Source organism: Enterococcus sp. 3H8_DIV0648 (assembly GCF_002140655.1).
Taxonomy (GTDB): Bacteria; Bacillota; Bacilli; order Lactobacillales; family Enterococcaceae; genus Enterococcus_A; species Enterococcus_A hulanensis.
This window is the reverse complement of the sequence record NZ_NGLG01000001.1, coordinates 1,785,257-1,789,110: the sequence shown is the minus strand read 5'-3', so window position 1 is coordinate 1,789,110 and position 3,854 is coordinate 1,785,257. Positions and strand designations below refer to the sequence as shown.

Annotated in this window: 5 protein-coding genes; 2 read left to right on the top strand and 3 right to left on the bottom strand. The window is 40.2% G+C overall.

Annotated features, from left to right (window positions below; all coding sequences use genetic code 11):
• Positions 1-154: 154 nt before the first annotated feature.
• Positions 155-1,174, bottom strand: coding sequence for a lactonase family protein (locus A5875_RS08320; protein ID WP_088933158.1), 1,020 nt, complete (start codon positions 1,172-1,174; stop codon positions 155-157).
• A 106-nt stretch (positions 1,175-1,280) separates the two neighbouring features.
• Here A5875_RS08320 and A5875_RS08315 point away from each other — a divergent pair, with 106 nt between their 5' ends.
• Positions 1,281-1,625 (top strand): PTS glucitol/sorbitol transporter subunit IIA, encoded by a 345-nt coding sequence (locus A5875_RS08315; RefSeq protein ID WP_088933157.1) that lies wholly within the window; start codon positions 1,281-1,283, stop codon positions 1,623-1,625.
• Between the two features lie 12 nt (positions 1,626-1,637).
• Positions 1,638-2,798: an AI-2E family transporter gene (locus A5875_RS08310; RefSeq protein ID WP_088933156.1), complete on the top strand. Its 1,161-nt coding sequence runs from the start codon at positions 1,638-1,640 to the stop codon at positions 2,796-2,798.
• A 34-nt stretch (positions 2,799-2,832) separates the two neighbouring features.
• Here A5875_RS08310 and A5875_RS08305 read toward each other — a convergent pair whose 3' ends face one another.
• Entirely contained in the window at positions 2,833-3,453 is a 621-nt protein-coding gene (locus tag A5875_RS08305) for an FMN-dependent NADH-azoreductase (RefSeq protein WP_088933155.1), read from the bottom strand.
• A 99-nt stretch (positions 3,454-3,552) separates the two neighbouring features.
• Positions 3,553-3,854, bottom strand: a 302-nt coding sequence (locus tag A5875_RS08300; protein ID WP_088933154.1) for a rhodanese-like domain-containing protein, incomplete at its 5' end; no start/stop codon positions are given.

The window sequence follows — 3,854 nt, the reverse complement described above, 5'->3', positions numbered from 1 at the left end:
GGTTTTCAAAATAATCATTCAAATCGTTTTTGATTTTTTGATATTCTTCCTCAGTGTATTCTTTTTCTTCTAGCCGGCCTTTAAAGTTTGGCAAATCCAAATCTTTTTTCAACCGTTCAATTACTTCTTCTTTGTTCATACCGTGAATTCCTCTCTATTCGAAGTACACACAAACAGCTTCAGGAGCGAAAACATCCTTTTGGATCATCGTCAATAAGCCGCTTTCGTTGTCGCGACGATAAAGAGTCAGGTTGTCGCTGTTTTGATTGGCAGCAACAACATACGCATTATCTGGACTCAATGCGAAATCTCTTGGGAAATCACCCTCGGTCGAAATTGTTTGGATCATCTCAACACTTGAGGCGTCATCAGCAATGGCGAAGACTGCAACTGAGTTATGTCCGCGATTTGAAGCGTATAAGAAGCGGCCGTCATCTGATACGCGGATCGCTGCACCGCCATTTTCACCATCAAAATCTTTTGGCAAGGTAGAAACCTTTTGTTTTTGTGTGAAGCTGCCATCTGTTTGATCATAAGCTAAAACAGTAACACTGCTGTCTAATTCCCCAAAAAGATAAGCCATACTTTCATTTGGATGGAATACTAAATGACGAGGGCCAGTACCAGGCTCCGCGACATACACTGCAGTTTCTTCAACTTCACCAGCCTCGCTAACATCGTAAGTATACACGCGATCTGTTCCAAGATCACAAGCAACTAAGCGTTGATCCGGTGTAAGATCGGTATAGTGGGTGTGCGCGTGGTCTTGATTTTTATGAGGGCCAGTTGGTTCTTTATGGAAAAGAGACGCAACGGCTTCCAAGGAACCATCTGCTTGGATTTTATAAGTGTTCAACTCACCCTTGTGGTAATTCGCGCCGTAAACTAATTGACGAGCTTCATCAACAGCAACGTAGCAAGGTGATGCGCCTTCTTCTGTAGCCGCATTCAAAAATTTATTTTGGGGATCATAACTAGAAAGTCCGCCCTGACCATCGCGACTTGTCACCGAGTAAAGAAAATCATTTTTACTTTTTGCAAGATAAGTGGGGCTTGTTTCTGCTGTTACTAACTCCAAATTAGTTAACGTCTCAGCCGCAGTATCTAATTGAATTTGATAAATGCCTTGGCTAACGCGTCGTGTGTAGGTACCTAAAAGTATTTTGTGGATCATCAAAAAACCTCCTTCATTGTATGTCTATTCTAGCAAGTTTATTCCCGCTTGGATAGCGTTAACTTTATGATATAATTGAAAAATAAACGAGAAAAGAGCGTGACGTATGACAGTGACAGAAATTACTCAAATTGGAAAAAATGCGATTAATGATGAAAATATCTTAGTTCTTTTTGGTGAAACCATCACACCAGATTTATTGGATGTTTCGATCGTTCAGAAAAAGCTGGGGGATGAAATGATTCAGCTGGAAAAAGGCGGAGAGCTGATTTTTGGTGATCAAAGCTATCAAGTGAATGGTGTAGGGCCGTTGGCTAATGAAAATCTAAATGAGATTGGACATGCGACTATTTTCTTTCAAGAAGAAGTCGGCGTGATTCCAAATGGCATCTATGTCACCCCGGAAAAACTTCCAGATTTGGAAGTTGGGATGAAAATTAGTTATCAGTAGGGACGTGAGTGAGTGGATAAAAAGAAATTAACGCAAAGAACTTCTTGGTTTTGGAAATGGTTCTTAAACAGCCAAGTCGTCGTGGCGTTGATCATTGTATTATTGCTGCTGTTGATCGCGTTGGTATTTACGAAAGTCTCCTATCTATTTGAACCGGTAGGACAATTTTTTGCCATCGTCGGATTGCCAATAGTTATTGCCGGAATTCTTTATTATTTGATGAATCCGGTGGTAAATTTCTTGGAGAGTAAAGGTTTGAAGCGCACCTTTGCGATTGTATTGCTTTTTATTGTGGTCGTAGCACTGTTGATTTGGGGAATCGTCGTTATCATCCCGCAGATCAGGGAGCAAATCGGCTCTATGATGAAAAGCTTGCCGGGGTATTTTGATACGATCAGTGACAAAATAAGTGAGGTCTTTAAAGACCCATCCTTCAAGCCGTTTCAAGAGCACATTGATAATAGTCTGCAGAAGATATTAGAGTCCTTGACGGATACGGCACAAAAACTGTCGCGTGTGACTTTACAGGGCTTGGGAAGTGTCGTTTCGACGCTGGCGACGGTTGTGATCGCGTTGATCACAGCACCGATCATTTTGTTCTTCTTATTGAAGGACGGTGATCAGTTAGCGCCTTATATTCTTAAACTGTTACCGACGAAAGCTCGGAAACCGACGCTGCGGGTAATGACTGAAATGAACTCACAATTGGCTTCGTATATTCGTGGTCAGCTCACGGTAGCATTTGCGGTCGCGGTGATGTTTATTGTCGGCTTCTCGTTAGTGGGAATGAACTATGCGATCACCTTAGGAATCTTAGCAGGATTTCTAAACCTGATTCCGTACCTAGGATCATTTTTAGCGATGGTACCAGTGGTGTTTATCGCGCTTGTTACGGGACCAATCATGTTAGTAAAGGTGATCATTGTCTTTGCGATTGAGCAAACGATCGAAGGACGAATCGTTTCACCGCTGGTATTGGGAAATCAATTAGAAATTCATCCAGTAACGATTATGTTTGTCTTGCTGACAGCTGGCAAGATATTTGGTATTACTGGTGTGATTTTAGGGATTCCTTTTTATGCGGTAGCAAAAGTTATCGCGATCCATGTATTTGAATGGTATAAAGGTGTTTCAAAACTTTACGAAGACGAAGAAGAGACTCCTGTCGAATAAATCGACAGGAGCCTTTTTTCTTTAGTAGGGTTGGTTAAAATTGTGCTGCTAATGTTTTTGCTTTTTCTTTTGCAGCTGCCACGATCTCAGGTGCTCTAGCTGGATCATAATCGGCACCTTCGATATAGATGGAATCAAATTCAGTAATACCGATAAAATTCAAAATTCCTTTAACATATTGTGCTGAGAAATCTTGACCATTATATGTACCGCCGCTTGATTGGATGTGGAGGGCCTTTTTATCGCTTACTAAGCCGACAGGACCTTCTGCTGTATATTTGAAGGTTTTACCAGCAACATTGATTGTATCGAACCAAGCCTTCAATTTTGTTGGGATATTCAAATTCCACAAAGCATTTGCAATAACGATTTTTTCACTAGCTAAAAATTGGTCAGTAAATTCGTTGAAAACACGAACTTTTTCTTGTTGAACATTACTTAATTCAGTAAAAACAGTTCCCTTTTTCAAAGAATTCCAGGCGGATAAAAGGTCGCCGTCGATCTCAGGGATATCTGTATAATACAAATCTAACATGGTGAAAACATCTTCAGGATGGCTTGCTTGATGTGCTTCAATAAAGGTATCTAAAACAGTCACCGTTTGCGAGTCTTCTGCGGACAGCGGGTGTGCATTCACTACTAGAACATTTGCCAAAACTAACACTCCTTAAATTTAATTACTATCGAATAGTACACAAAATATTTAAAACAAACAATTTTTCTGCTTGAAATATTTAAATTAAAATATTTTTTGTTAACTTGCAAGATATTGCTGATAAGCTGAAGTGCCGCCGATCACATTTGTTACTTGGAAGCCTTCGTTGCGTAAAAATTGTGCCATTGTTTTTGAACGAACACCGAATTGAGTAAATAGGTAATACGTTTTACCTTTGTCAAGTTGGCTTAAACAGTTTGGCAGCTGGGTCAATGGAATCTGAAGGACATTCGAGCCTTCTAATAACTCAAAAGATTCATCCAGGTCATGGTCTCTTAAATCTAAAACATTCACGGGTTCTTTTGCAGCAAGCATCATAAATTCTTGAGTTGTTACCGAAT